The sequence below is a fragment of the Adlercreutzia sp. CNCM I-6207 genome (genome assembly GCF_977072305.1).
The window spans coordinates 98,533-119,363 of record NZ_CDRVLZ010000004.1 but is presented as its reverse complement, the minus strand read 5'-3'; the positions used below and the strand labels follow the sequence as shown (position 1 = coordinate 119,363).

16 protein-coding genes and 1 riboswitch are annotated in these 20,831 nt (G+C 63.8%); of the genes, 10 read left to right on the top strand and 6 right to left on the bottom strand.

The genetic code is table 11. The features are described from left to right. Positions 1-152 precede the first annotated feature (152 nt). Complete coding sequence (locus ACW4QM_RS03485) at positions 153-440, top strand: type II toxin-antitoxin system prevent-host-death family antitoxin (RefSeq protein ID WP_161127610.1); 288 nt, start codon at positions 153-155, stop codon at positions 438-440. After that, on the top strand, positions 440-769 hold the full coding sequence (locus ACW4QM_RS03480) for a type II toxin-antitoxin system RelE/ParE family toxin (RefSeq protein ID WP_161127611.1): 330 nt from the start codon (positions 440-442) through the stop codon (positions 767-769). The genes ACW4QM_RS03485 and ACW4QM_RS03480 overlap by 1 nt, the downstream gene beginning before the upstream one ends. Positions 770-848: 79 nt before the next feature. Here the strand turns inward: ACW4QM_RS03480 and ACW4QM_RS03475 are convergent, their stop codons facing one another. After that, on the bottom strand, positions 849-1,166 hold the full coding sequence (locus tag ACW4QM_RS03475; RefSeq protein ID WP_114539541.1) for a hypothetical protein: 318 nt from the start codon (positions 1,164-1,166) through the stop codon (positions 849-851). Positions 1,167-1,374: 208 nt separating this feature from the next. After that, complete coding sequence (locus ACW4QM_RS03470) at positions 1,375-1,893, bottom strand: MGMT family protein (RefSeq protein WP_114539542.1); 519 nt, start codon at positions 1,891-1,893, stop codon at positions 1,375-1,377. Positions 1,894-2,086: 193 nt separating this feature from the next. Here ACW4QM_RS03470 and ACW4QM_RS03465 point away from each other — a divergent pair, with 193 nt between their 5' ends. Then, positions 2,087-2,542 carry a hypothetical protein gene (locus ACW4QM_RS03465; protein WP_161127612.1) on the top strand — a complete coding sequence of 152 codons (456 nt, stop codon included), beginning with the start codon at positions 2,087-2,089 and terminating at the stop codon, positions 2,540-2,542. 219 nt (positions 2,543-2,761) lie between these two features. Further along, on the top strand, positions 2,762-5,077 hold the full coding sequence (locus ACW4QM_RS03460; RefSeq protein ID WP_161127613.1) for an ATP-binding response regulator: 2,316 nt from the start codon (positions 2,762-2,764) through the stop codon (positions 5,075-5,077). Positions 5,078-5,144: 67 nt separating this feature from the next. Here the strand turns inward: ACW4QM_RS03460 and ACW4QM_RS03455 are convergent, their stop codons facing one another. Beyond that, a complete protein-coding gene (locus ACW4QM_RS03455; RefSeq protein ID WP_161127614.1) occupies positions 5,145-6,407 on the bottom strand; it encodes a RidA family protein in 1,263 nt (420 codons plus the stop codon). A gap of 354 nt (positions 6,408-6,761) precedes the next feature. Between ACW4QM_RS03455 and ACW4QM_RS03450 the strand changes: the two genes are divergently transcribed. After that, positions 6,762-7,580 (top strand): MBL fold metallo-hydrolase, encoded by an 819-nt coding sequence (locus ACW4QM_RS03450; protein ID WP_161127615.1) that lies wholly within the window; start codon positions 6,762-6,764, stop codon positions 7,578-7,580. Positions 7,581-7,585: 5 nt separating this feature from the next. Here ACW4QM_RS03450 and ACW4QM_RS03445 read toward each other — a convergent pair whose 3' ends face one another. Then, a complete protein-coding gene (locus ACW4QM_RS03445) occupies positions 7,586-8,578 on the bottom strand; it encodes a hypothetical protein (protein WP_237974487.1) in 993 nt (330 codons plus the stop codon). Positions 8,579-8,819: 241 nt separating this feature from the next. On the opposite strand from ACW4QM_RS03445, the gene ACW4QM_RS03440 reads away from it, so the two are divergent. The 3 genes from ACW4QM_RS03440 to ACW4QM_RS03430 are packed head-to-tail and all read left to right on the top strand — an operon-like array spanning position 8,820 to position 13,286. Then, positions 8,820-9,239 carry a peptide deformylase gene (locus ACW4QM_RS03440; RefSeq protein WP_161127617.1) on the top strand — a complete coding sequence of 140 codons (420 nt, stop codon included), beginning with the start codon at positions 8,820-8,822 and terminating at the stop codon, positions 9,237-9,239. Then, positions 9,232-11,499 (top strand): HelD family protein, encoded by a 2,268-nt coding sequence (locus ACW4QM_RS03435; protein WP_161127618.1) that lies wholly within the window; start codon positions 9,232-9,234, stop codon positions 11,497-11,499. The genes ACW4QM_RS03440 and ACW4QM_RS03435 overlap by 8 nt, the downstream gene beginning before the upstream one ends. A 2-nt stretch (positions 11,500-11,501) precedes the next feature. Beyond that, a complete protein-coding gene (locus ACW4QM_RS03430; protein WP_455798183.1) occupies positions 11,502-13,286 on the top strand; it encodes an ABC transporter ATP-binding protein in 1,785 nt (594 codons plus the stop codon). Positions 13,287-13,377: 91 nt separating this feature from the next. Here ACW4QM_RS03430 and ACW4QM_RS03425 read toward each other — a convergent pair whose 3' ends face one another. Continuing rightward, a complete protein-coding gene (locus tag ACW4QM_RS03425; RefSeq protein WP_161127620.1) occupies positions 13,378-13,848 on the bottom strand; it encodes a hypothetical protein in 471 nt (156 codons plus the stop codon). 464 nt (positions 13,849-14,312) lie between these two features. On the opposite strand from ACW4QM_RS03425, the gene ACW4QM_RS03420 reads away from it, so the two are divergent. Further along, complete coding sequence (locus tag ACW4QM_RS03420; protein ID WP_455798182.1) at positions 14,313-17,804, top strand: SNF2-related protein; 3,492 nt, start codon at positions 14,313-14,315, stop codon at positions 17,802-17,804. A gap of 252 nt (positions 17,805-18,056) precedes the next feature. Here ACW4QM_RS03420 and ACW4QM_RS03415 read toward each other — a convergent pair whose 3' ends face one another. Beyond that, positions 18,057-19,532 (bottom strand): alanine/glycine:cation symporter family protein, encoded by a 1,476-nt coding sequence (locus ACW4QM_RS03415; protein WP_225885490.1) that lies wholly within the window; start codon positions 19,530-19,532, stop codon positions 18,057-18,059. 63 nt (positions 19,533-19,595) lie between these two features. Then, positions 19,596-19,705: riboswitch (glycine riboswitch) on the bottom strand. A 310-nt stretch (positions 19,706-20,015) separates the two neighbouring features. On the opposite strand from ACW4QM_RS03415, the gene ACW4QM_RS03410 reads away from it, so the two are divergent. After that, positions 20,016-20,225 carry a hypothetical protein gene (locus tag ACW4QM_RS03410; RefSeq protein ID WP_114548885.1) on the top strand — a complete coding sequence of 70 codons (210 nt, stop codon included), beginning with the start codon at positions 20,016-20,018 and terminating at the stop codon, positions 20,223-20,225. The last annotated feature ends 606 nt before the right edge of the window (positions 20,226-20,831 follow it).

Genomic DNA, 20,831 nt, shown 5'->3' with positions numbered 1-20,831 from the left:
AGTTTTGCCTGTTCAAGATATGAAGCGGAATTGGTGTCATGGGGATACGGGAATGAGTAAGTTGGATAACGCTTTTGGAATGGCGTTGAATTCGATACTCATCTGTGGTAAAAACCTCTATAAATAAGTTACTTATTTATAGAGGTGATTCTATGCCCGCTGCCGTGCCCCTTATTCGCCCTATTAGCGATCTGCGAACCGATCTCAACGACGTCTGTGCCCAGGCTCAAGAAACGCAGCAGCCCATTTTCATGACGAAGAACGGGAAGGCGAGCCTTGTCGTGATCGATTGCGTTGCCTACGAGGAGCAGCGTCAGCATGAGCGCTACGTCCAGAAGCTCCGTGAGGCGGAGATAGAGGAGAAGTATCGCAAGGAGACGATCTCCCAGGCATCCCTCGATGAGACCATGGAGCGAATCTTCGAAGTTTGGGGCGTCTGATGCGGGAGCCGATTTACCGCCCCCGCGCGGCCTTCGATCTGGAATCGATCATCATCTACGTGGGCGAAGTGTGTCGAAATCCTGCCGCTGCGCGGCAAACCTACACGAGCATCAAGGCGGCCGTAAAAGAACTGTGCGCCATGCCCACGCTTGGCCGCCCCTTCATCGATGAGGCGCTGGGCCGCCGAGATATTCGCTCATGGCTTGTCGGCAACTATCGGGTGTTCTACACCTACGACGAGGAATTCCTCACGGTTCGCCGCGTCATCCACACGCGGCAGGACATCGACGACTTCGCCCTTATCGATTGGGAGGAAGACGAGGATTAGTTGGATCCGTAAAGGTGCAAAATGCGAAGAGGCCTCTCGATATCGAGCGGCCTCCTCGACAATAGCTGACACTGCGCAGTTACACCCCGAGCGGGGCGTCGTCATCGTAGGGGAGGCGGGCCACCAGCTCGCAGTACTCTTGGATCTGCTGGCGCGTCTCGTGATCGAACAGGGCGATGTGCTCGTGGGCCTCTTCGGCGAACTGCTTCACCGGCCAGCGACGGGCTTCCTTGTCGCGGCCCTCTTTCTTCTCGATGACGTCGGCCCATTCCTCGGCCGCGGCCATGGCGTGGCGCAACTTCTCGGGGATGTCCTTCGTCTCGCCGGTCTTTTCCATGGCCGGAATGATGACGCTCTGCTTCGCGATGATCTTCTCGAGCAACTCTTTATCTTCCATGATGACGCCTCCTTGATGCGTTGGGATGTGCGACAGGATGCCGTCGGTTCTTTCGGGAAGGCGAAGGAGTCGGCGGTTCCGAAGACCCATGGTAATCCGCGCCGGGCACGGTGGCACCTTTTGGCAGGAAACGGTCATCGAGCCAGGGGAGACCCGTTGCCAAATGGCGAATGTGCGCACCGGCGCCCGCCTCGGAACGAATGGGAACCTAGGCGTGGCGTTCCTTTTTGCAGTCGGGGCGCGGCGCGGCGCAGGTCTCGCAATGGTGCAGCGGGTGCTCGGCCAGTTCGGCTTCCCAGTCGAAGTCCGGGGGCGGCGCGGTGGGGTAATCGGTCGCATCGGCGGTGTCGGCCGCGCCCGAGTCGCCGGTCACGTGTGCATTTCCTGGCGCCCCTGCGCTTTCCGGACGGCCGTCCCACTGGAACTCTTCCATGAGCACGCGGCCCTCTTCGTCGAAGGCGATCCCCTCGGCGGCGAGCATGCCTCGCTGCTCGTCGGGGCCTCCGAACGCGAAACCGGTGGCCATGCGTCCGTCCTTGAATACGACCCGATGGCAGGGGATGCAGCCCGGATCGGTGCCGGGCTCTGGGTTGGCGTGCAGGGCATAACCGACGTAGCGCGCCGTGCGCGGGGCGCCGATGAGCCGTGCCACCTGTCCGTAGGTGGCCACCTTTCCGCGCGGTATGCGCCGCACGACGGCGAACACCCGGTTGGCGTAGTCTCCCATGAGGTCTCCTTCGGTGCGCTCTTCGCTGATTGGGGCCACCATAGCAGACGAGCGGGCGATGTAAAAGCCCTTCTTCTCAGTTGCCCAACGTATGGGAGATGAGTATTGCTGATGCTGCCGCTTACGTATAAGATGACCGCGCTGGCTGCAAGGGACGCGATGGGCGTCGAAGAATGCGATCAAAGGAGCGGGAATGAAGCTTAAGGCGAAGATCATCGGGGCGGCAGCATGCGCCTTCGCGCTGTGCGTGGCGCTGGCAGGATGTGCCGGTGCGCCGGCGGGCAACGATGCCGCGAACTTCCAGGGGGATTGGATTTTGACGAGTGGCACCGTCGATGGCCAGGAGGCCACCGAGGAGACGCTGGCCCAGGCCCAGGAGATGGGACTTTCCGTTTACCTGCAATTGAACGAGGGCGGTTCTGCCGTGCTCAGCGCGCTGGGCACCAACATGGACGGCTCCTGGACCGCCAAGGACGCCACCACGGTGGAACTCACCTTCGACGGCAGCTCGGCTGAGGCGACGCTCGAAGGCGAGGAGCTCGTGATGCAGCAGGACGGCGACGTCATGCGCTTCAAGCGCGGCGAGATTCCGCCTGCGGCCAGCGAGGTTCAGCGCGACGAGAACCAGGCAGCCGAGCCAGAGGCTTAGACGACCTGCTGAAACGTCTGTCAATAACGACCATCGTAAGGTCCTTCGCCAGTTGCGGAGGGCCTTTTTGTGCACGTGACCAAAGAAAGGGAGTTTTGCGAAACCATCTTTATACGGGTAAGATTTCCTATAAAATGACCTTTTGGCTCAGAAAGTGGTACACTGTAATCGTGCAACGTATGGGATTTTTTCAACAAGTCGGTCAAGGGGAGTTTTGCCGTGGATGAACTGTTGAGAGCCTGGGAGACGACATTCGGGCGCAGCACGCTGCCTTTCGGTGTCGCCGAAGTGCTGCTTGACGATCAGGGGCGTCCCTATGATTTCGCCTATCGCTATATCAACGCCGCGGCGGCCGCTCTGACCGGCCATGTGACGGAGGACCTGCTCGGCGAGGAGGCCTACGCCCTATGGGGCGGCGATCCCATCTGGCTCGACCACTTCTACGAGGCGGCGTACAAGGGCCGCGCTTCGGAGTTCGAGGCACCCTCCGAGATGCTCCAGCAGTTCTTCCGCGCCGAGGTGTTCCCCATTTCCGAGGGGCTGTGCGGGTTCACCATCCACGATGTGACGGACTGGATCCTGCCCGCCCAGCGTTCCATGGAGAAGGCCGCCGCCGGCCTGTTCTTCTACGACATGCGCTACCGCCAGATGCTTTTGACGGAGCAGGCCCGCGAGCAAAGCGGCGTGGACAGCAACTATATCAGCCTGACCGAGTTCGTCGGCCTCACCTTCGGCAGTACCTTGAGCGACGAGGTGCGCCAGAAGATGGAGGCCTTCCTCGAGCGACGCGAGGCCTTCTATCAGGAGGGGCGCCTTCCCAACGGCCGGTGGCTGCGCATGAGCCTCGATCACACTGACCGCTCCGAGCGATTCGCCTTCGGCTTTCTGGAGGATTTCACACGCACGAAGTTGGCGGAGGAGCGCAGCGAGCAGTACATCGATGTCATCGACAGCTTGGGAGCGGAGAACTTCGCGCTGTACTTGGTCGATTTGGAGACGCAGGAGCTTGAGGTATACCGGCGCGGCGAGGACACGACGGCGGAATTCGCCCTGGCCAGTGTCGCGGAGGGCGATTATCCCGCCGCCATGGAGCGCTACGTCGACACCTTCGTGGTAGTCGAGGACCGCGCCCGGGTGCGCGCGGAAATCGGCGGCGAGGCCTTGTGGCGTCGGCTGGAGGCGGGGGAGACTGATTTCTCCGTGGGCTATCGGCGGCTGTTCGGCGACGAGGAGCAGTACGTGGAGCTGCGCATCATCCGTCTGCCCCAGCGCGACTCGAAGGTCATCTTGGCCGCCCGCAACGTCACCGGCGAGATGCGCGAGCAGCTGCGCCAGAAGGTGGCGCTGCAGAACGCGCTCGATCTGGCCGAGCATGCGAGCCAGGCGAAATCGACCTTCCTCACCAACATGTCCCACGATTTCCGCACGCCCATGAATTCCATCTCGGGCTTCGCGTCCATCGCGCTGGACCACCTGAACGACACTGATCGCGTGCGCGACTGCCTGCGCAAGATCATGTTGTCCAGCGACCACTTGTTGAGCCTGGTGAACGACATTCTGGATGTGAGCCGCATCGAGAGCGGCAAGATGTCCTTCAACGAGGACATCGTCAGCCTGCCGGATGCCGTGATCGAGGTGCAGGACATGTTCGACGAGAAGGCGGAGGCCGTCGGCATCGATCTGACCATCGACGTGGACAGCCTGGCCCATCCGCAGGTGGTCACTGATCCCTTGCGCCTGAACCAGATCCTCGTGAACACCGTGGGCAATGCGGTGAAGTTCACGCCCGCTGGGGGACTCGTCACCGTGACGCTCACCGAGCTTCCCGACGCGCCCCGCGGTTTCGGCTCCTACCGGATGACGGTAAGCGACACCGGCTGCGGCATGACGCCGGAATTCCTCGATCGAATCTTTTTGCCCTTCGAGCGCGATGGCCTCGGCTATGCCAACAAGACCGAGGGCACGGGCCTGGGCATGACCATCACCAAGAGTCTCGTCGACCTTATGGGCGGCGAGATAGCGGTGGAAAGCGTCGTGGGCCGCGGCTCGACGTTCGCGATCACGCTACCTTTGCGCGTGGCCGACGCCGACGAGCTGGCCGAGGCCCGCGAGAAGGCCGAGGCGGCCGAGCGGTGCCAGCGCGACTTTACCGGGTGCAAGGTGCTCGTGGTGGACGACGACGATCTGTCCCGCGAGATTCTGGTGGAGATCCTTAAAGATTACGGCTTTAAGCCCGAAGAGGCCCGCGACGGCGATGCGGCCGTGCGCAAGGTGGCCTCGGTGGAGCCGTTCTACTACGACGCCGTGCTCATGGACATGCGCATGCCCCGCATGGACGGCGACGAGGCCACCCGCGAGATTCGCGCCCTGGATCGACCGGACGCGGCCACGCTGCCCATCATCGCCGAGACGGCCGACGCCTTCGAGGAGGGCCAGCGCCGCGCCCGCGACGCCGGCATGACAGCGCTGACCACCAAGCCGCTGAACATCCACGAGCTGATGGCGCTTCTGGCCGAGCACATCCCGGAGAAATAGCAAAAACGGCCCGGAGAATTCCCCGGGCCGTTTTTGCGTGCGATCTTTTTGCGAGCTCGCCGGGGGCTTAGGCCACCGGCGGGGTGCCCTCCCAGTTGCCGGCGATGGCGTCGATCATGACGCGGGCGCCGAAGGGCAGCTCGCCGCATCCCACGACTTTGCGGGCCGGTTTGTGGTCGCCGAAGAAGGCGACGTAGGCCTCATTCATGGCGGCGAGGTCGGCGATGTCGGCCAGATACACGTTCACCTTCACGATGTCTTCCACCGCGTGATCCACCGACTCGATGATGGCCTTCACGTAGGCCAGGCACTGGGCGGTCTGCTCGGCCACGCCGCCGGCGATGAGCTTGCCGTCAAGGTCGAGGGGCAGCTGACCGGAGATGTTGTTGTAGTGCGAGAAGGCCACAGACTGGGTGGCGTACGGGCACTTCGGGGCGGCGTCGGTGTTGCACGCCTCGATGATGAGGCCGTGACGGTCCTCGATGGCCTGGGGCGGCGTGCCGTCGCCATGGGAGACCACGGCCTCGACGGCTACGTCGCAGTGGTAAGGCAGATCCTTCACCGGCACCACGGTACGGGCCGGCAGGTAGTTCACAGCGCGGGCGATGCCGGAATCGGGGAAGAAGGTCTTGTACACCTCGTCAACCACGCTTGCGTCGGCCAGGTTCTTCACGAAGATGGTCACCTTCACGATGTCGTCGAAGGGCACGTCCACGGAAGTGAGGATGGCCTTCACGTTGCGCAAGCACTGCGCGGTCTGGGCGGCCACGTCGCCCAGGATGGGGCGGCCCGTGCCGGGATCGAGCGGCAGCTGCATGGTGATGTTGTTGTAGTGGGAGAACGCCACGGTCTGGGTGGAGCCGGCGTCGTAGGGGGCAGCGTGGGTGTTGTTGGTGAGCTTCACCAAGTCGCCGGCCTGCGGCACCGACTGGGTGCCCTCGCCGTTATCGACGAGCGCCTCGATGAACACGAGCGCGCCCTGGGGCAGGGCGTCGACGGCCACCACGGTGCGGGCGGGCTGATAGGTGGGGAAGAAGGAGGCCTGCACCTTCTCCACCGCGTTCAGATCCATGATGTCGGCCAGGAAGATGGACACACGGATGATGTCGTTCATGTCGTGGCCGATGCTCTCCACGACGGCCTGGATGTTCTTGAAGCACTGCTCGGCCTGCTCGGCGGCCCCTCCCGCCACGATGGCGCCCGTCGCCGGGTCGATGGGCAGCTGGGCGGAGAGGTTGTTGTAGTGGGAGAACGCCACCGTCTGGGAATACAGGTCGCTCACGGGCGCCTGGTCGGTGTTGCGGGCCACTACCACGTTCGGATCGCTCATTGGTACCCCTTTCAAAGGTAAGAATCAGCAGCGATGCACAAATTGTGCAAGTGCATTAAACATGACGAAAAGAGTCGTTGTCAACAGAAAAGGCTTATTGCTACGGTGTCGATGGGAAATTGCGATGATCTTGACAAATAGAACTTTTTCGAAAGCTCTGGTCATGTATGTAAAATTTGAGCATGTGAACAAAAATATGCCAGTTGTGGGTTTTTGGCGATGGAGGTGCGACGAAGCATTGAAGGACGGTGTTTGGGATAAGAGGCTCCCTGGGGCCGAATCCTTGAATTGAAAAGGGAGGATGTTTAGAATTACCTTCCATTTCAATGGCAATTCAAATGAAAGAAATCCTTAATGCTTCGACTGCACATACTGGCCAGCGGCAGCGGTGGGAACGCTGCTATTGTGGAGAACGCGGCGACGGGCGAGGGGGTGCTTATCGACTGCGGCATTTGTAAGCGCGATTTCTTCGCCCGGGCTGAGGAGGCTGGGTTCGATTTGGGCCGGCTGCGCGCGGTGGTGGTCACCCACGATCACGGCGATCATACCAAGGGACTTGGCGTGGTTCTACGGGGGCTGGCGAAGGCGGGGGCGCGTCCTGCGGTGCATGCCAGCGAGGCGGTGTTCGCGGCCTCGGCGCCGCTGCGCGATGCTGTGGCTAGCGTGGGCGCCGCGTTCGAGCCCTTCGGCGGGGGCGATGTGCTGGAGGCGGCCGGCCTGGCCGTGCGTCCCTTCCGCACGTCCCACGATGCGGCCGACTCCTACGGGTTCCGGTTCGACGAGTTGACGGGTGCATCGGAAGGTTGCGATTCCCTCGGCTACATGACCGATACCGGCATCGTGACCGATAAGGCCTGGGAGGCGCTTTCCGGCGTGCGCCTTCTGGCGCTGGAGAGCAACCATGACGCCCGCATGCTGGAGGTGGGCCCCTACCCTTACGTCATCAAGCAGCGCATCGCGTCGGCGCGCGGACACCTCTCCAACGATCAGGCCCGCGAGGCTCTGGACAACCTGGCCCACGAGAACCTGCGCGCGGTGGCGGCCATGCACGTCTCCCAGGAGAACAACACCTACCGGCTCCCGCGCGAGACCTTCGAGGCCGTCATCGCCGAGCACGGCCTTTCCACGACCGTCTCCGTCGCCTTCCAAAACCGCCTCGTGACCATCGGGTAGCGTTTCTACAGCTGCACGGCGTACACGCGGCCGGCGCCGCAGAGTTTGCCGAAGATATACTTGTTGGAGGCCGACTCGTCGGTGGTGTAGATGCGCCCGTCATGGGATTCGATGCCCTCCTGCATGGGCGATCCGACGAGGTCGTCTGTCAGGTTGCGAGAATCCAGACAGAACAGCTCCACCTCGTCGCCGGCGTTCGTCGTGAAGGTGCCGTCCGGTGCGGCGAGGTTCACGTTGTAAGCGAGCAGGTGCGAGGGCGCGATGCCGTAGGAGACCGACAGCACGATGCGCCCGTCGTCGGTCGTGCAGGTGCCCTGGACCATGCCGGGGATGGAGAACACGTTGTCGGGCACCGTGGCGAAGCGGCCTGGACGGGTGGGATCGGCGGCGAAGGCGTACATGACGGCGGGGTTCTCGGTACCGTCCGGCGTGGTGATGTGGTGGTTCTCAGGTGTCTCGTAGTCGTTCGGGTAGTAGAAGTTCCCGAGCAAGAGCTGACCCTGCTCGATGTTCATGAAGGCGGGGGAGAAATCGACGCCCACTTTCTCGGCGGCTTGCACGCAGGCGCCGTCTTCGGCGAACAGCAGGCTATCCATGGGGATGACGAGGTAGCCCTCCTCGCAGGCCAGATAGGCGTACTGCTCGTTGGTGGTGATGGCCGAGCCGTGGCCGTCGTAGGCCGAGCCGTCGGGCAGGGTGACGTAGAACTTCGTGATGGTGCCGTCGGCGGCGCGGCGGTAAATCGGCGAGGGCGAGTGGTCGGCCATATACCCGCTGAACAGCCACGAGTCGTCGGCTTCCACGTGGTCGAGGTCCTGGGGGACGAAACCGGTGTTGATGCCCGGGATGTCGAAGGGGGATTCCGCGCGGTCGAAGAAGGGGGCGAAGGCGACGCGCATATAAATGTTCAGGGCGACCACCGCGATAAGCGCGACGGCGACGATGGCGCCGATGACGATGCTGGTGATTTTCAGCGCCCGATGGCTTTTCGCGGCCATGGCGACCTCCTTAAGCGTTGGCGGTTCGGCGAGCGACGATGGCTCGGTTTCAGCATACCTTATGCCCGCGCTTCGCGCGCCGGCTCGTGGGCGCTACGTCATGAGTTTGTTTCAGATCGCTTCGTCTGGCCGATGGTTGCCTTGAAGCGCCGTCGGTGGTGTATACTCTTTAGTCGCATTTTTCACGAGCGCGGCGATGCGGGCGCAAGGCCTGCGCCGTCGCAAACGCAAAGGAGCCCCTGTGATCAGAGAGATTATCACCGACGAGGAAATCCTGTCGAAGCCCTGCGATGCCGCCACGGCCGCCGACGCCGCCATTGCCGACGATTTGGTGGAGACGCTGCTTGCCAGCGACGAGGCCGTGTGCCTGGCCGCCAACCAGATCGGCGAGACAAAGCGCATTGTCGCCTATCTGAACGAGGCCGGCCGCCCGCAGGTCATGTACAACCCGCGCGTCACCCAGAAGCTGAAACCCTACACCGCTGTGGAGGCATGCCTCTCGCGCGATGAGCCGACGGCCGTCACGCGCTACGACTGGGTGCGCGTGAGCTACGAGGTGCTGGTCGACGGCGAGCTTGTGGAGCGCAAGAAGAAGATCGAGGGCAACGCCGCCCAGGCCGTGCAGCACATGATCGACCACTGCGAGGGCATCCTTGTCTAGGGAAGGGCAACAGAGCGCCGGCGCCCCTTCCGTAGGGGGCGACCTTGGTCGCCCCTCGGCCGCGACCGGGCAGGAGGCCGCGGATCCCGTCTTCGCCGCCGAACAGGCGCACCTGAGCGAGACCTACGGCAAGCTGGAGAAGATCGGCCGCGATGCGATAGCCGCCATGGAGGCCGTGGCGCGTGATGCCGCCGAGGACAAGAAGTCCATGGCCGAGGAGCTGGCCGTGAACTTCGCCACCTGGGACGACATCCTGGAGACCCACGCCGACATCGTGGCCATGAACAACATCATCGAGGCCCACGACATGGCCAACTCCGTGCAGGCCGAGCGCCTGCGCGCCGTGGAAGTGCTCTTGCGCGAGCCCTACTTCGCGAAGATCGCGCTGCAGTTCAAGGAAGGGGCGCCGGCCAAAGAACTCTACATCGGCTCGGCCGGTATCTCGGACGAGAACTATCGGCGCCTGGTCGTGGACTGGCGCAGCCCCGTGGCTGAGGTGTACTACAACCAGACCATGGGCCCCACCTCCTATGTGGCCGATGGGCGCACCATCCACGTGGACTTGCAGCTGCGCCGCCAGTTCGAAATAGAAGAAGACCGTCTCATCACCTACTTCGATTCGGATGTGGCCATCGAGGACAAGCTGCTGCTCGCGTCGCTTTCCCGCGGGCGCTCGGCCCATATGCAGGCCATCACCGCCACTATCCAGCGTGAACAGAACGCCGTCGTGCGCCACGAGGACGTGCCGGTGCTTCAAGTGGCGGGTATCGCCGGCTCGGGCAAGACCTCGGTGCTCATGCAGCGCATCGCGTATCTGTTCTACCAGCATCGCGGCGCCCTGGACCCGACTCAGGTCTTCCTCATCTCGCCGAATCCGGTCTTCGGCCGCTACATCGACCGCGTGCTGCCCGACCTCGGCGAGCGCAATCCGGAGATCTTCACCTGGGAGGAGTTCCTGGCGCCGCTTCTTCCCGCCGGGCGCGGCGTGGGTGAGAGCGACGTATCGCTTGAGCGCCTGCGGGCCATTGATGCGGCGGTGGCCTCCTTCGAGTTCGCACGCAGCGACTTCCGCGACATCACGAGCGCCGGCGTGCGCCTGCTCGGCGTGGATGCGGTGGAGAAGGTGTCGGCGAAGTTCGCGAACCTGCCGGCCGGCCCGCACCGCGCGACGCTCATGGCCGAGGAGCTGTCCGCTCGCTTGACGGCGCGGCTGAAGTCGCTGGCGGCGCTGGAGGATACGCATGATGAGATCGCCTCGCTTCCCGTGGACGAGCAGCTGCGCCTGTTCGGAGAGGTCTTCGACCCCCAGAGCGACGAGGAGGCCCGCACGCTGGCCCTCGTGTATTTGGAAGAGAAGCACGCCGATGCCCTGCGCGCCATGGACGCCATGGAGTGGCTTGACATCGATCGGGTGGCCGTGCGCCTGCTCGGCCGCGAGGGGCTGACTTCGGTGGAGTGGGTCTACCTGAAGATGGCGCTGACCGGTCTTGGCAACCCCGAGGCGCGCTACGTCATGATCGACGAGGCCCAGGACTACTCCCAAGGCCAGTTGGCGGTGCTCGCCCGCTACTTCCGTCGGGCGCACTTCCTGCTTCTGGGCGATCCGAACCAGGCTATCTTCGAGGGCACGGCCACGTGGGACGAGATGCGGGCGGTGTTCGAGGAGATGCGCGGCGAGGTGTCGCAGTGCCGCCTCATGACGAGCTACCGGTCCACCCCGGCCATCACCGACCTGTTCGCGCGCCTTCTGCCCGAAGGCGAGGCCATGGAGGTGGCCTCGGTGCAGCGCGAGGCGCCGGCTCCGGAGATCGTGGTGTGCGAGAACGCCGACGAGTGGAAGGCCGCGTTGGTGGAAGCAGTGCGCGTCGCGTGCGACGCCGGCGGCTTAACGGCGGTGATCGTCCCCTGGAAGAACGACGCCAAACGCCTCGCGAAGGCGCTGGACGGCGTCACCGCAGGGAGCGGCCAGCCCCCCGTAGGGGGCGACCTTGGTCGCCCCTCGGCCGCAAGTGATGCCAATGCGGGGCAGGGCGTCGTTGTCCTCGGCGAGGGCGACAGCCTGCCGGAAACGGGGATCGTCGTGGTGCCGCTGAAGCTGGCGAAGGGGCTCGAGTTCGACCGCGTCATCATCCCCGACGCCTCGGCCCGCACCTTCCCGAACAGCGACATCGCCCGCCGCCGCCTCTACACCACCATCAGCCGCGCCACCCGCCACCTCACCCTACTATCCAACGGCGACCTGACGGAACTTTTAGGATAGCTATGTCGAAGAAGCAATCGCTTACGATGCGCAGCTTGCACTACTACTGGCTGGCAACCCGCAATCATCTGGGACTGTTCGTGGCGCTCGTCGCCTCGACGATCGGGTTCTGCGGCTTTCTCACCTACGGCAACCCCTACGTGATGAGCCTCATCGTCGATCGCATCAGCGCCGACCCGGTGGCTCCCGAGGCCGTGTTCGACGTGTTCGGCCCCTACATCGCGGCGCTCATCGGCATCAATCTGGCGGGACAGACCTGCAGCAAGCTTCAGGGCTACACGTTGTGGAAGCTGCAGATCGCCGTGAACTACGATTTGGCCACCATGGCCTTCGATTGTTTGTGCAACCAGTCGCTGTCGTTCCATTCCAACCGCTTCGGTGGCACGCTCGTCAGCCAGACCTCGAAATTCATGGCCGGCTACACCCAGCTGCTTCAGGTGATGAACTTCCCGTTTTTGCCGATTCTCTGCTCTATCACCTTCACGTGCCTCATCCTGTTCCCGGTGGTGCCGGCCTATGCGGCGGTGCTCATGGCGATGCTCACGGTGTACGCGGTCATCAGCTACCTCATGTACAAGCGCATCCTGCATCTGAACGAGAAGGCCGCCAGCGCCCAGAACCAGCTGTCCGGCGAACTATCGGATGCGGTCACGAACATCCTGGCCGTGAAGACCTACGGGCGCGAGGACTACGAGCGGGGGCTGTTCGACACGGCGAATCGCGAGGTGGTGGCGCGCGATTCGAAGCGCATGCGGGCCTCGCTCGCCCGCGGCATCACCACGGCGGCCATCACCGTGGTCATCATGTCCGTGGTGACGGTGTTCATCTCCGGCGGCAACGCCTGGTTCGGCATCACGCCGGGCACCGTCATCCTCATGTTCACCTACACGAACACGGTGACGAACCAGTTCAACTTCATCAACACGGGCCTGCAGCGTATCAACCAGGCCTTCGGCGACGCGAGCGGCATGACGGCGGTGCTCGATGAGCCGCGCCTGGTGGCCGACAAGCCCGGCGCGCAACCGCTCGATGTGGAACTGGGCGACATCAACTTCAAGGACATCAACTTCTGGTACACCGACGGCGATGTGAAGACCCAGGTGTTCTGCGATTTCAACCTGCAGATTCCCGCCGGGCAGCGCGTGGGGCTCGTGGGCATGAGCGGGGCGGGGAAGACCACGCTCACGAAGCTGCTGCTGCGCTTGGCCGACATCCAGGAGGGTGAGATTCTGGTGGACGGCCAGAACGTGGCCGACGTGACCCAGCAGTCATTGCGCCGGCAGATCGCCTATGTGCCTCAGGAGGCGCTGCTGTTCCACCGCTCCATTGCCGAGAACATCGCCTACGGGCGGCCCGACGCCACGATAGAGGAGATTCGCGAGGCGGCCCGGGCGGCCAACGCGCTCGAGTTCATCGAGGATTTGCCCCAGGGGTTCGACACCATCACCGGCGAGCGCGGCATCAAGCTGTCGGGCGGTCAGCGCCAGCGTATCGCCATCGCCCGGGCGATGCTCGCCAATTGCCCCATCCTCGTGCTGGACGAGGCCACGAGCGCACTTGATTCCGAAAGCGAGGCGGCCGTGCAGGAGGCGCTCGCTCGCCTCATGGAAGGCCGCACTGCCATCGTGGTCGCCCATCGCCTGTCCACGGTGGCGAGCCTCGACCGCATCGTCGTGCTGTCCCAGGGGCGCATCGTGGAGGACGGCCCCCACGCCGAGCTCGTGGCCAAGGGCGGCGACTACGCCCGCCTCTGGAACCGCCAAACCGGCGCCTTCGCGGGGGAGTAGGCGCCGGGTTTCATCCAGTGGTTCGACCTGCCGAGCGCTGGTGACACAAAACGTGCGCGGAAGGGGCTTGTTTTGTCACCGAAGTCTGGGCCTACAGCTTTACGACGGCGTCGGCGGGGCCGGATCCGGTGGCGTTTATGAGGACGGTGGCGGAAGGGGAGGCGATATCCCCGGTGCACAGGGCATAGAGCCCCGGGCGGCTCACCGTGACGGCGCCGAGCTCGTCGGCAGACAGCGTGCGGTCGCGGGAGGGGATGACGGTGCCGTCCTCGGTCAAGGCGGCGGTGCAGAGGTAGACTTCCCCGGCTCCGCTTTCCACGGCGAAGGTGAGGCCCGTCTCCGTCGCACTGGCCGAGCCGGTGCCCTCCACGGCGGCGCGGCCATCGCTGTGGCAGGAAGCGCACTGCTCGCCGGACTTCGTGATGGGGTGGCTCGATGCGCAGCCGGCCAGAGTGCCGGCGTTCGCTGTCAGGAGACAGGCGAGGGCGAGCGCGGCAAGGCACGTGCGTTGGGGATGCCGATGCGCGGCGGCGTTGGTGCGAGGCAGGATGAAAAGGCCCATGACTCTCCTCGGGGTGGTGTTGGGAATTGAGTGACAAAGGCAGTCTACCATTCGTTGCGTCATCCCCCTCATACCCAGAGCCGTATTTCCCGCGAGCAAGCTTCGAAGCGTAAATCTGGCAAGTTTTTCGAGGGTTTCGACGTGTCTCCTGAAGGCTCCTCTGCGAAAGTAACGTATTGTGCTAATTCTCGCTGGGAAATGGTCAGCAAACAAGGAAGATGGGGCCATTTCTGGCTCTCTGAGGGAAGCGCTTGTCGAAAACCTCGAAAAACTAGCCAGGATTGCTGGATTTCGAAGTCGCGCATGATAAAAGATATGACGCGAACGCGGGAGCGAATCCGTGCTTTCTTTTTGCTGGGTGGCTTTTGAATGCGCGAGAGCAAAGGCCTCGCGTCCGCTGTGTGAGGGGGCGAGTTGTGGTACCCTCAAGACTTTGCATTCGGTAATTGGGAAAAGGAGGTGCGGTGGGTCTGGGCGGTATCAAGCTGGCTGAATACGCTGACCCACGCGCCGTGTCGCGGGGTGTGGGCATTGCCGCCAATGCCGCATCTATCGTGGATCGGCGCGTTCGGCGCAGCGATGACGTGTCGGTGGTCACCGGTCGGGTGGCGTCGGCCTCGGGCATTGCCGATTACTTCAACGTTGATGTCGTGTTCGCCGATTTCGAGTCCCGCATTATCGACTACGATTGCGATTGTCCTGCCGCCGCGCGCTTCGACGGCATGTGCAAGCACTGTGTGGCGCTGACGGTCGCCTATTTTGCACAACCCAAGTCTTTCGAAGAGATAGGTGATGTCCGTGCCGCCGTTTCGCCGGGTCGGACGACGAGCGAGGCGCTGGCGCAGTGCCTGGCGGCTCGATCCGACGCGACGCCCGTGCGCGTCGGCGCACTCGCCGTGGACGCAGCTGCGGGCACCGTGCATCTCGCCGTGCATCTTGCCTACGACGGGCGCTTCTGGTCGATGGATCTGACCGTGGAAGGCCCTCGCGGAACCTATGTGGTGCGCGACCTCGAGGCCTTTGCCCATCGCGTGCAGCGCGGGGAGCATTTCTCTTACGGAAAGAAGCTCGCCTTCGCCCATCGGCTCGAAGCCTTCGACGGGCCTTCCCGGGCCGTGGCTCGCAAGGTGGCGGAGCTGTTTCCCGATGAGCGCCTGTTCGGCGGCTCGATGTTCCGCACGGCGGGGAGCAAGCGCGAGGTGCGCCTGCGCGAGGCGGAGTTGGCCGGCATGCTCGGCGCCATGGGGGAGGGCGCTGAATTTACGTTTGGGGGATGGGAGGCGCCGCTAGCGGTTGCGAACCGGGGCACGGTGGAGCCTGGTGCGAGGGAGGGCGATGAGAAGCAGGGCGACGGAGACGGCCTTTGGGTTGTCACCAGGGATGTTCCGGCGCTGACACTGCGGTTCGTCCCTGCCGAGGGCGGCTTTGAGCTGGCGCTTTCCGAACGGGTGCTCGTGGTGCGCGGGCTGGAGGAGGCCTTCGTGCTGTCCGACGGCGTGGCCGCGCGAGCGACGGGCGCCGACGCGCGGGCCTTTGCCTGGTTGCGCGAGGCGGGCCTGACCGCCGACGGCTCCGCAGGGGAAGCCCCGGTCTTCATCGCCGAGCGCGATGCCGAGGCTTTCTGTCGGCGCGCGCTGCCGGTGCTGGAGGAGACGCTTTCGGTGGAGTTGCCCGAGACCTGGGAGGCGCTGCGTCCCGTGGCCGGCACACTCGCCTTCTACTTCGATGTGACGGGGAAGAAGGAGGCCGCGCTCATCCGCCTGGTGGTGAAGGCGTTTTACGGCGAGCGGGAGGTAGTGCTGGAAAGCCCCGCCGATTCCGCCGAGGAGCCGGAGCTGCGCCCGGCTTCGAGTCAGGCCTTCCGCGACCAGGATTTGGAAGATGCGGGTGTGGCCGTGGCCGCGCAGTTCTTCGACGGGTCCATGACCTTGCCCCTGCGCCAGACCGAATTGGCCGGCGATCTGCTCTACGGCGGTCTCGTGCAGTTCCGCGCCCTAGGCGAGGTGTTTACCACGCCGGCGTTCGATCGGCTCATCGTGGAGCGGCCGCCGCGGGTGTCATTGGGCCTTTCCCTGCGGGCGAACCTCATTCAGATGGATGTGCGCGAGAGCGATCTTTCCGCCGATGAGCTGCGGGCGATGCTTTCAGCCTACCGGCGCCGCAAGCGCTTCCACCGCATGAGCGACGGGCGCATCGCCGCTTTGGGCGAGGGGGACGTGGCGGCGCTCGGCGACATGATGCGGGACTTGGGCGTGTCGGCCGACGAGTTGCTGGATGGCGGCGCCGAGCTACCGACCTACCAGGCGTTCTACCTGGATCGGGAATATGGCGACGCCGTGCGGGACCGCGCCTTCGAAGATTACCTTCGCTGCCTGGACGGTCCGGGCGAGCCTGTGGCGGCGCCCGCATCTCTCGCGGGTACGCTGCGGCCCTACCAGGTAGAGGGTTTCCGCTGGCTGGCGCGCCTGGCATCGCTCGGCTTCGGCGGCATTCTGGCCGACGAGATGGGCCTCGGCAAGACGCTGCAGATGATTGCCCTGGTGAAGAGCTTGCGCGATTCGGGGCAGCTGGGCGGTCCGGTGCTCGTGGCCTGCCCCGCCTCGCTCGTGTTCAACTGGGCCGACGAGTTCGCCCGGTTCGCGCTCGACGTGCCGGTCTGCGCGTTGGAGGGCTCCCGAGCGCACCGCGAGGTGCTACTATTCCGTGCGACGCAGGGGATAGACGAAGGGCGCGTTCTCGGGTGCGGGGACGATGCGGGCGAGGACGCGCGAACGGCTGGCGAGCGAATCGCTGGCGCTTCGAGCGCCGATGTCCCGTGCGTGATCGTGGCCTCCTACGACCGCGTGCGCATCGATGGCGCGCAGCTCGCGCGTGTCGAATGGGGCTTGGTGGTGCTCGACGAGGCCCAGTACATCAAGAACCACGCCACCAAGACCACCCGGGCCGTGAAGCGCTTGCGGGCGCCCTTGCGCTTCGCGCTCACGGGCACGCCGGTGGAGAACCGCCTCTCGGAGCTGTGGAGCATTTTCGACTTCCTCATGCCGGGGTTCCTCGGCAGCTACGAGCGGTTCCGCGAGCGCTACGAGCTGGGCATTATCGGCGAGGATGAAGAGGCGGCGGCTCGCCTGCGCGCGCTCATCGAGCCGTTTGTGCTGCGCCGCCGCAAGGCCGACGTGCTCACCGATCTGCCCGCCAAGCTCGAGAGTATCCGCTATGTGCCGCTCGGCTGCGAGCAGCGTCGGCTCTACGACGGCGCCGAGCAGCGCCTGCGCGAGGATCTGAACGCCCAGAAGCGGCAGAACGCCTCGCGGGCCAATCGCCGCGGGCACATTCCCGATGCGGAGAAGAGCGCCGTCGAGGTGCTGGCCGAACTGACGCGCCTGCGCCAGATCGCGCTTGATCCGGCGCTCGTGTTCGAAAACTACAAGGGCGGCGCCGAGAAGCTGGGCGCCATCATGGAATTGGTGGACGAGGCCATGGAAGCCGGGCGCAAGGTGCTCGTATTCTCGCAGTTCACGAGCTACTTGGACGTGCTTTCCGCCGAGCTTGATCGTCGCGGTATCGGGCATTTCGCCATAACAGGCGCCACGCCGAAGCGCGAGCGCGTGCGTCTTGTGAACGAGTTCAACGCCAATGAGACACCCGTGTTCCTTGTGTCGCTGAAGGCCGGCGGCACGGGGCTGAACCTCACGGGCGCTTCGGTGGTAGTGCACGCCGACCCCTGGTGGAACGCGGCCGCCACCGACCAGGCGACCGACCGTGCCCATCGCATCGGGCAGAACCGCGAGGTGGACGTGTACAAGGTGGTGGCGAAGGGAACCATCGAGGAGCGCATCGTCGCCTTGCAGGAGGCCAAGCGCGACCTGGCCGATTCCGTGATCGCCGCCACGGCCGGCGAGGCGCTCGCCGGACTCACCCGCGAGCGCCTTGCGGAGCTTCTCGGGGAGGCGGACTAGCGGGTTTCGTGCAGGATTTTCCGATTGGGAGAGCCTGCTCGCTCGGAAAGCCCGAGAATGACTCTCTCAATCGGAAAATCCTGCACTATTCCAGCACGAAGACTCTTCCTATCGAAAAATCCTGCACGTTCTGGCAGGTTCGGCCGACTTGCGTCTGGCCGCCTCGCGGCCGCCAAACCAGAAGGGGCGGCCCGAAGGCCGCCCCGTGTGGATGAGATCCCTTGTCTCGGCTAAGCGCCAGCCGGGAAAGCGCTACTTCCGCTTGTCCTCTTCCACCATGGCATTGATGGCGGCGCGCTCCTGGTCTTCCAGGCGCTCCTCGGCCGCGTCCAGCGCGCGCTTGTCGTGCTTGGCGTTGGCGATGGCGAGCACCGCGCCGGACAGCGCGAACAGCGCGATGGCATTGGGAATGACCATCAGCTGGTTGAACATGTCAGCGAGCTCCCACACCAGGTCGTTGGAGAGCAGCGAGCCCATGAAGATGAAGGCCAGCGCGATGATGGTGAAGGGCAGCACCGCCTTCTTGCCGAAGAGCCATTCCACGTTCAGCTTCGCGAAGAGGTTCCACGAAAGGATGGTAGAGAAGGCGAAGAACAGCAGGCAGATGGCCACGAACCAGGCGCCCACATTCGCGCCGAAGAACTGCCCGAAGGCCAGCTGAGCGATGTTGGTCTTGGTGATGGTCTCGGCGGTCAGCGTCGCGTAGTCGCCGGTGGCCAGCGTGCCGTCGCCCACGTAGAGCACCGACAGCACCACGAGCGCGGTCATGGTGACGACGATGATGGTGTCCACGAACACGCCGATCATGGCCACGACGCCCTGCTCGTGCGGATCCTTCACCTCAGCGAGCGCGTGAGCGTGCGGAGTGGAGCCCATGCCGGCCTCGTTGGAGAACAGGCCGCGCTTGGCGCCCTGGCTGATGGCGGCGATGATGCCGAAGGTGGCGCCGCCCACGGTGGCGTCGGGGTTGAAGGCGCACTGGAAGATGAGCGCGAAGGTGGCCGGAATGTTGGCGGCGTTCATGATGAGCACGACGAGCGACCCGAGCACGTAGAGCACGGCCATGATGGGCACGATCTTTTCGGTGACGGCGGCCAAACGCGACACGCCGCCGATGAACACGGTGCCGGCCAGGATGACCACGATGAGGCCCATGACCCAGGTGGGGATGCCGAAGGCGGTGTTCATGGTCTCGGCGATGGAGTTGCTTTGCACCATGCAGCCCATGAAGCCGAGCGCCAGAATGATGGCCACGGCGAAGAACCCGGCGAGGAACTTGCCCCCGTTGCCCTTGAAGGCCGTGGTGATGTAGTAGACTGGACCGCCGTGCACGGTACCGTCCTCGTCGACTACGCGGGTCTTCTGGGCCATGACCGCCTCGGCGTAGTTGGTGGCCATGCCGAGCAGGGCGATGATCCACATCCAGAAGATGGCGCCCGGGCCGCCCACGATGATGGCACCGCAGGCGCCCACGATGTTGCCCGTGCCCACCTGGGCCGCGATAGCGGTGGACAGCGCCTGGAACGACGTCATGCCGCCGCCCTGGTTGCCGCCGCGCAGGCTGAAGTTGCCGAACACGCGGCGCCAGCCCTCGCCGAAGCAGCGGAACTGGATCGCCTTGGTGCGCACGGTGAACCAGATGCCCATGCCGAGCAGCAGGATGATCAGGATGTAGTTGGACAGGTAGTTGTTGATGGTGGTAACGATACCAAGCAGCGCCTCTTCCACGGCATTCCCTTCTTCTCGCGAGAAAACTCGGGGGAGCTCATGCGTGGGCGGCCGAAGAGGTCGCGTCATCGCTCTGTCCGTTTGCCTGAGAGATTCAGCTTGCCTGCGGAGGTCGTCCGCGCGCAAGCCTTGCACCTTCGGCACTCACTTAAGAGTTCTCCAGAGTTTTCTCCGCCCCCGGTTTGCTTATGCTGCGCTTGTGCTGTTGCGGCGTTGCGGGCGAGCCGCTTTGCCTCATCGCGCGAGCGCCACAGCATTCCGAAGGCCTCACAGAAATATTGACTCGGCCACTATACGCCCTGACGCGGCGTCGATCAACAACTATTTCGCTCAACGTTACGCGTTGCCCCCGCAATGCTCCGTAGCGCCCGCGAAAGGTGGTGTCCTCGCGGTGGTTGCGAGATGCCTACGAACGGGATCCGGCCGCGGTGCCCGTGTTAGACTGGGGCGACGAAAGCGGCAAAGCCAAGGAAAGAGATCGCCATGAGCAAGTACGATAAGCTGTGGGAATACGTGGAAAAGCAAGAAGGCGACGAGCTGGTGCTCACATTCGACGAGATTGGCACCATCGCCGGCGTTCCTTTGGATCATTCGTTCCTCAACTACAAGAAGGAGCTTGTGCCCCACGGGTGGGAAGTGGGCAAGATATCCATGAAACAGCAAACCGTCCGCTTCAAGCGACTGGCGGAATAGGCCAAGATCGACGGAAAAGGTGGCCGGCGGCTGGCGAAACGGACTTTCGCTGGCGCTTATAACTCAAGATCTCGTGCGCAAATTGCCCTTTTCGTTGACGAGGGGCTCGTCTGTTTTGCGCTTGAGCATAGTCTTGTGCTTGGCAGAAGACTCGCATGAATGCCAAGAAACTTTCTCTCGTGCTGTATGCTATGAAAGTGAAAACTTGTGAAACGAAGTGAAAGATTGTGAAATGAAGCGGGATAAGGCGACATCTACATGCAACCCATTCACCCCGACCTTCGGATGTGTGCCCCCCAAACTTGCTGGACGAGACGGGCTCATCGCTGACATTCTCGAGGGGCTGGATAACGCGCCGGGCGACCCTAACAGGGCAACTATCTTTGTGGGTGCTTGAGGAACGGGCAAGACGGTGCTCCTCACGGCCATTGCCGAACGGGCTGAGATGAGGGGATGGATTAGCGTCAATGTGACCGATCGCGATGGGATGCTCTCGGAGATAATCGTCCAACTTCGTCAGAAGGCGTCGCACATCCTTGCCCCTGAGACGAACTCGTGGCTCTCAGAAATACATGTCCATGGCGTAGGGTTCACGCGAACGAGGGA

Excerpts from the sequence above, each read along its gene's own strand:
- ACW4QM_RS03470 (WP_114539542.1), bottom strand. The coding sequence starts at position 1,893 with ATGGGAGACTACGCCAACCGGGTGTTCGCCGTCGTGCGGCGCATACCG.
- ACW4QM_RS03450 (WP_161127615.1), top strand. The coding sequence starts at position 6,762 with ATGCTTCGACTGCACATACTGGCCAGCGGCAGCGGTGGGAACGCTGCT.
- ACW4QM_RS03445 (WP_237974487.1), bottom strand. The coding sequence starts at position 8,578 with ATGGCCGCGAAAAGCCATCGGGCGCTGAAAATCACCAGCATCGTCATC.
- ACW4QM_RS03410 (WP_114548885.1), top strand. The coding sequence starts at position 20,016 with ATGAGCAAGTACGATAAGCTGTGGGAATACGTGGAAAAGCAAGAAGGC.
- ACW4QM_RS03425 (WP_161127620.1), bottom strand. The coding sequence starts at position 13,848 with ATGGGCCTTTTCATCCTGCCTCGCACCAACGCCGCCGCGCATCGGCAT.
- ACW4QM_RS03455 (WP_161127614.1), bottom strand. The coding sequence starts at position 6,407 with ATGAGCGATCCGAACGTGGTAGTGGCCCGCAACACCGACCAGGCGCCC.
- ACW4QM_RS03430 (WP_455798183.1), top strand. The coding sequence starts at position 11,502 with ATGTCGAAGAAGCAATCGCTTACGATGCGCAGCTTGCACTACTACTGG.
- ACW4QM_RS03485 (WP_161127610.1), top strand. The coding sequence starts at position 153 with ATGCCCGCTGCCGTGCCCCTTATTCGCCCTATTAGCGATCTGCGAACC.
- ACW4QM_RS03480 (WP_161127611.1), top strand. The coding sequence starts at position 440 with ATGCGGGAGCCGATTTACCGCCCCCGCGCGGCCTTCGATCTGGAATCG.
- ACW4QM_RS03465 (WP_161127612.1), top strand. The coding sequence starts at position 2,087 with ATGAAGCTTAAGGCGAAGATCATCGGGGCGGCAGCATGCGCCTTCGCG.
- ACW4QM_RS03475 (WP_114539541.1), bottom strand. The coding sequence starts at position 1,166 with ATGGAAGATAAAGAGTTGCTCGAGAAGATCATCGCGAAGCAGAGCGTC.